Raw genomic sequence first — 6,013 nt, 5'->3', positions numbered from 1 at the left:
CGTACGCTGCGCGCCTTGTACCGTGACGTGGGCGCCGCGGCGCGCGCGGTGTCGCGCATCATGGCGCAGCCGGAAACGCCCTGCGCGCTGGAGTTCATCGACGGCAGTGCCATCGCCATGATCCGCCAGTACCAGTCTGCGGCGCGGGCCGATCTGCCGGAAGCCGCCGGCGCGATGCTGATGATCGAGGTGGACGGCAGCGCGGCGGCGATCGAGCCTGCCGCCGCGGCCGTGGCGGATGCCGCCCGCGGCGACGGGCTGCTGGAACTGCGTGCGGCGGCCGACATGACCGAGGTGGCGGCATTGTGGGAGACGCGCAAGGCGCTGTCGCCGGCGTTGCGCACGCTGGCGCCGAAGAAGATCAACGAAGACGTCGTGGTGCCGGTATCACGCCTGGCCGAGCTGATCGAGGGCCTGCAGGCCCTGTCCGCGCGGCATGGCGTGCCGATCGTCAATTTCGGTCACGCCGGCAACGGCAATGTGCATGTCAACCTGCTCGGCGACGCCGGGGACCCAGCGCAGTTGGCCGTCATGCACGCTTGCCTGGCGGCGGTGTTCGACCTGGTGCTGAAGCTGGGCGGCACGCTGTCCGGCGAGCACGGCGTGGGCCTGGAGAAGCGCGCCTTCGTCGGGCGCGAGATCGGCGCGATTGAATTGGCGCTCATGCGCCAGCTCAAGCGCGTGTTCGACCCCCAGGGCATCCTCAATCCCGGCAAGCTGTTTCCGGACGCCGAGGGCCCGTGAGCGCGGTCCCCGGGCAGCTGCTGCGCGTGGCCGAGCTGGTGGACGCCATCGAGCAGGAGATGCGCCGGATCGAGTTGTGGGCCGCGGACCCGCCGCCGGTCGCGGCCATGGCCAGCCGCGTGCCGTTCTGCTACGACACGCTCGAGTTCTGGCAGTGGCTGCAATGGATCCTGGTGCCGCGCATGCGCCTGGTCCTGGCCGGCAGCGATCCGCTGCCGGCGGCCAGCGGGATCGCGCCGCTGGCCGAGGTCGAGTTCCGGCGCCTGTCGCAAGACACCCAGCGGCTGCTGGCGCTGATCCGCGAACTCGACCAGGCCATCACCCGGGGTTGAGGGCGCGGCTGGCCGCCGGCCCGCATGGTAAAATCCGCCTCGGAGTCGGCCGAACAGTCGCTGTGACGCCAGTTGCAGAGGAAAGTCCGGGCTCCACAGGGTGGGATGCCAGGTAACGCCTGGGGGGCGCGAGCCCACGGACAGTGCCACAGAGAACGAACCGCCGATGGCCCCGGGTCACACCGGGGATCAGGCAAGGGTGAAAAGGTGCGGTAAGAGCGCACCGCGCCGGTGGCAACACACGGCGGCACGGAAAACCCCATCCGGAGCAAGGCCAAATAGGAGGGCAGGCGGGTCATACCGCCGGCCGCGACCCGCGGCGGCCCTCGGGTAGGCTGCTAGAGGCGCGCGGTGACGCGCGTCCCAGATGAATGACTGTTCTCGACAGAACCCGGCTTACAGGCTGACTTCTTTAGATGTACGACGATGAGGGTGGGGGCCCGGCAAGGGTCCCCACCTTTCTCCACGGCTGCGGGCCAGGGCCGCGTTTTTATGACATCCCGCATGAATAGTCCGCAGTAACACGCTGTTAATCCAGCGTTTTCTGTTTTGCTTTTTTGGCCTTGAGCTGTCCTCGGCAAGTCCCTGTTTCTGCAAAAATTTTTCTCATTCTTGGCTTGACATCGGCCTTGGCCGGTGTCTATAGTGCGGCAAAGGGGAATTTTGTGGTGAATAGTGGATCGCCGGTGCGACGGAGGAGACGGTGTACCGAGGCGCCAATCTACTGACGGTCGATGTCAAAGGGCGCGTCGCCATGCCGGCGCGCTACCGTCAGTCGCTGCTCGAGACCAGCGGGGGCCAGCTGGTCATCACCGCCAATTTCGAGCGTTGCCTGCTGCTGTACCCGTTGCCGACCTGGCTGGAGATCGAGCGCAAGCTGCTGGCGCTGCCGGATGTGCACGCGCAGTCGGCGGGCTTGAAGCGCCTGCTGGTCGGCCATGCCACCGAGGTCGAAATGGACAAGCAGGGCCGGCTGCTGCTGCCGCCGGTGCTGCGTGACTACGCGCAGCTCAGCCGCGAGGTGATGCTGGTCGGTCGTATCAACGGTTTCGAGCTGTGGGACGAGGCGGCCTGGAACGCGCAGCGCGACCAGTTCCTGGCCACGACCCGCGACGGCAACTTCCAGCTGCCGGACGGCTTCGGCGGCCTGACGCTGTGAACGCTGCGCGCCCGCGGGCCGGGGGAGGGTTGCCGATGGAACATCAGCCGGTGCTGATGCAGGCCGTGCTCGAGGCGCTGGCGATCCGGCCGGATGGCCTGTATGTGGACGCGACCTATGGCCGCGGCGGGCACAGCCGCGCGATCCTGCAGCGGCTGGGGCCGGAGGGCCGGCTGCTCGCCTTCGACAGGGACCCGCAGGCCTGCGGGCAGGCGTGGCGGGAACTGGGGCGCGAGCCCCGTTTTCGTATCCGGCCCGGCAGTTTCACGCAGCTCGGCGCCGCGCTGGCGGAGGAAGGCCTCGGCGGGCGCGTACACGGCATCCTGTTCGATCTGGGCGTGTCCTCGCCGCAGCTGGACGAGGCCGCGCGCGGCTTCAGCTTCCTGCGCGAAGGCCCGCTCGACATGCGCATGGACCCGCAGACGGGCGCGAGTGTGGCCGCGTGGCTGGCGCGTGCCGAGCGCGAGGAGATTTCCCGCGTGCTCAGGGAATACGGCGAGGAGCGGCATCACTGGCGCATCGCCGGCGCGATCGTTCGGGCGCGCGATACCGCGCCGATCACCACCACCACGCAGCTGGCCGACATCGTCGCCCGCGCCATGCCGGGGCCGCGGCAGCCCCAGAGAAAGAAAATGCATCCGGCCACGCGCACGTTCCAGGCGCTGCGCATCTTCATCAACCGCGAACTCGAGGAGCTCGATGCCGTGCTGCCGCAGGCGCTCGAGGCGCTCGCCCCCGGCGGGCGGCTGGCGGTGATCAGCTTCCATTCGCTGGAGGACCGCCGCGTCAAGCGCTTCCTGCGCGATTGCGCGCGACCGCCGCAGGACCCGCGCGATCTGGGGCCCGCGCCGGCGCCGCGGCTGCGTCTCATCGGCAAGGCCGTGATGGCGAGTGAGGCCGAGATCGCCGCCAACCCGCGCGCGCGCAGCGCCGTGCTGCGCGTGGCGGAAAAGCTGGGGAGTGCCTGAGCATGGCGCGCGCGCTGCTGCTGGGGGTGCTGCTGCTGGCGACGCTGATGTCGGCGGTCGGGGTGGTGCAGGCCAAGCACGAGAGCCGCGCGCTGATGAACGAGCTGCAGCAGCTGCGCGTCGAGCAGGACCGGCTCGACACCGAGTGGTCGCAGCTGCAGCTGGAAGAAAGCGCCTGGGCCAACCATGGGCGGCTGGAGCAGATCGCGCGCGAGCGGCTGGGCATGCGCGAGCCGGAGAACTATTCCGTGATCAAGCAATAAGGGGCGTCGCAGGATGGCGCGAGACAGGGAGAGAAAGCCGGTGGCCGACGAAGCCAGCCCCGCCGCGGCAGAGTGGCGGGGCCGTTTCGTTCTGGGCTGCTTCGTGGCGGCCTTCCTGATTCTGTGCCTGCGCGCCGTGGACCTGCAGGTGCTCGATCGTGAATTCCTGACCAACGAGGGCGCCAAGCGCCACGTGCGCACGCTGGAGGTGCCGGGTGGCCGTGGCGCGATCCGCGACCGCCGCGGCCAGCCGCTGGCGCTGTCGGCGCCGGTGGAATCGGTCTGGGCGGTGCCGGCCGAGGTGCTGAAGGCGGAGGCGCAGCTGCCCGCGCTGGCCAGGAAGCTGGGCGTCAAGCATTCCGTGCTGCGCAAGGAACTGAAGGCGCGTGCCGACAAGAATTTCATGTACCTGCGCCGGCAGATGAATCCGGCCGACGCCAAGGCGGTGATGGCACTGGGCCTGCCCGGCGTGTTCCTGCAGCGCGAGTACCGCCGCTACTACCCGGCGGGCGAGGCCGCGGCGCAGCTGGTCGGCATCACCAACATCGACGTCGCCGGCCAGGAAGGCATCGAGCTGGCGATGGAGACGCGGCTGCGCGGCGAGAACGGCCGCCGGCGCGTGGTCAAGGACCGGCTGGGCCGCGTGGTGGACGACCTGGCCGGCTTCAAGCCGGCACGCGCCGGCGAGGACGTGCTGCTGAGCATTGACCTGCGCCTGCAGTACCTCGCCTACCGCGAGGTGAAGGCCGCCGTGGCGCAGCACCAGGCGCGCGGCGGCGTGGCGGTGGTGCTCAACCCGCACAGCGGCGAAGTGCTGGCGATGGTGAGCTACCCGAGCTTCAATCCCAACCGGCGCGACGGCGTGCAGCGCGCCGCCCTGCGCAACCGGCCGGCGACCGATCTGTTCGAGCCGGGCTCCACCATCAAGCCGCTGGTGGTGGCCGAGGCGATCGAGGCCGGCCTGTATGACGCGCGCAGCCTGATCCCGACCTATGCCGGCGCCTACAAGGTCGGCCGGCTGACGGTGCGCGACGTGCACGACTACGGCACCGTCAACCTGGCCACGCTGCTGGTCAAGTCGAGCAACGTCGGTGCGGCCCAGGTCGGGCTGGCGCTGGGGCGCGAGCGCATGTGGCGCGGGCTGCGCAGCTTCGGCTTCGGCGAGGCGACCGGCAGCGGCTTCCCCGGCGAGGGTGTCGGCGTGCTGCGCGACCATCGCCAGTGGGGCGAGGTGGCGACCGCCACGGCCTCCTACGGCTACGGCTTCTCGGCCACCGCGCTGCAGTTGGCGCGGGCTTATGGCGCGCTGGCCACCGACGGCCTGCTGCTGCCGCTCTCGCTCGAGCGCCTCGAGCAGCCGCCGGCCGGCAAGCAGGTGCTGTCGCCGCGCACGGCGCGCATGGTGCGTCAGTATCTCGAGGGCGTGGTCGCGCCGGGCGGCACGGCGCTGCGCGCGGCGGTGCCGGGCTATCGCGTGGCCGGCAAGACCGGCACGGTGCACAAGGCGATTCCGGGCGGTTACTCGCCGGACCATTATCAATCGCTGTTCGTCGGCATGGCGCCGGCCTCGCGCCCGCAGCTGGTGACGCTGGTGATGATCGACGAGCCGCGCGGCAATGAGTACTTCGGCGGGCTGGTGGCGGCGCCGGTGTTCGCCCGTATCATGCAGGGCGCGCTGCGCACCCTGCAGATCCCGCCCGACGTGCTCGGTGTCGCACAGACCCCCCTGAGCGAGGACCATCCGTCATGAGCCGGGTGGACGTCGCGCGTCCGCCGCAGCGCCTGTCGGCGCTGCTGTCGGGCCTGGTGGCGGTGGCGCCGGCGCAGGACGTCGAGATCCGCGGCCTCGACACGGACACGCGCCGGCTGCGTGCCGGCGAGCTGTTCCTGGCCTGCCGCAGCTTCGGCGCGGGCGCGCATGGCCTGGCGTACTTCGAAGAGGCCCGTGCCCAGGGCGCCGCGGCGCTGCTGTGGGAGCCGGCGCCGGGCGTGGCGGCGCCGCAAGGGCTGCCGATCCCCGCTTTCGCGGTCGAGGATCTGGCGGCGCACGCCGGACGGCTGGCCGCGCGTTTCTACGGCGCGCCGAGCGCGCGTCTGTTCGTGGTCGGCATCACCGGCACCGACGGCAAGACCTCGACCGCGCACATCCTGGCGCAGGCGCTGGTGCAGGCGGGCAGCCGCGCGGCCTATCTCGGCACGCTCGGCTATGGCTTCCTGCCGAAGCTGGCACCCGCCACCCACACCACGCCGGATGCCGTACAGCTGCAGCGCTGGCTGGCCTGGCTGGCGGAAGCGGGCGCCGACAGCGTCATGATGGAGGTGTCCTCGCACGCGCTGGACCAGGGCCGCGTCAACGGCGTGGATTTCGATCTGGCGGTGCTGACCAACATCAGCCGCGACCATCTGGATTACCACGGTGACCACGCGCACTACGTCGCTGCCAAGCGCCGGCTGTTCGCCGTCCCCGGCCTGCGCGCCGCCATCCTCAACCAGGACGACGCCTATGGCCGCGCCTGGCTGGACGAACTGCCGGAGGGCGTGGCGGGG

Annotated in this window: 7 protein-coding genes and 1 other RNA gene; all 8 read left to right on the top strand. The window is 70.5% G+C overall.

Annotated elements, in window-relative coordinates:
* On the top strand, window positions 1-744 hold a 744-nt coding region (locus tag VNJ47_02910; protein ID HXG27782.1), incomplete at its 5' end, for an FAD-linked oxidase C-terminal domain-containing protein.
* Window positions 741-1,076, top strand: a complete 336-nt coding sequence (locus VNJ47_02905) for a YqcC family protein (GenBank protein HXG27781.1) — start codon at window positions 741-743, stop codon at window positions 1,074-1,076. The genes VNJ47_02910 and VNJ47_02905, both read left to right, overlap by 4 nt.
* 41 nt (window positions 1,077-1,117) lie before the next feature.
* An RNA gene (gene rnpB, locus VNJ47_02900) (RNase P RNA component class A) lies at window positions 1,118-1,491 on the top strand.
* 288 nt (window positions 1,492-1,779) lie between these two features.
* Entirely contained in the window at window positions 1,780-2,235 is a 456-nt protein-coding gene (gene mraZ, locus VNJ47_02895) for a division/cell wall cluster transcriptional repressor MraZ (protein ID HXG27780.1), read from the top strand.
* Between the two features lie 35 nt (window positions 2,236-2,270).
* Window positions 2,271-3,203: a 16S rRNA (cytosine(1402)-N(4))-methyltransferase RsmH gene (gene rsmH, locus VNJ47_02890; GenBank protein HXG27779.1), complete on the top strand. Its 933-nt coding sequence runs from the start codon at window positions 2,271-2,273 to the stop codon at window positions 3,201-3,203.
* A 2-nt stretch (window positions 3,204-3,205) separates the two neighbouring features.
* Entirely contained in the window at window positions 3,206-3,466 is a 261-nt protein-coding gene (gene ftsL, locus VNJ47_02885; protein ID HXG27778.1) for a cell division protein FtsL, read from the top strand.
* A gap of 40 nt (window positions 3,467-3,506) precedes the next feature.
* Window positions 3,507-5,216: a penicillin-binding protein 2 gene (locus VNJ47_02880; GenBank protein HXG27777.1), complete on the top strand. Its 1,710-nt coding sequence runs from the start codon at window positions 3,507-3,509 to the stop codon at window positions 5,214-5,216.
* The coding region (locus VNJ47_02875; GenBank protein HXG27776.1) for a Mur ligase family protein at window positions 5,213-6,013 on the top strand (801 nt) is incomplete at its 3' end. The genes VNJ47_02880 and VNJ47_02875, both read left to right, overlap by 4 nt.

This window comes from Nevskiales bacterium (assembly GCA_035574475.1).
Taxonomy (GTDB): Bacteria; Pseudomonadota; Gammaproteobacteria; order Nevskiales; family DATLYR01; genus DATLYR01.
The sequence above is the reverse complement of the archived record's forward strand: the minus strand, read 5'-3'. Positions and strand labels throughout refer to the sequence as shown.

Bases quoted from the DNA above. Each gene is read 5' to 3' on its own strand.
- rsmH (HXG27779.1), top strand. From the start codon at position 2,271: ATGGAACATCAGCCGGTGCTGATGCAGGCCGTGCTCGAGGCGCTGGCG.
- ftsL (HXG27778.1), top strand. From the start codon at position 3,206: ATGGCGCGCGCGCTGCTGCTGGGGGTGCTGCTGCTGGCGACGCTGATG.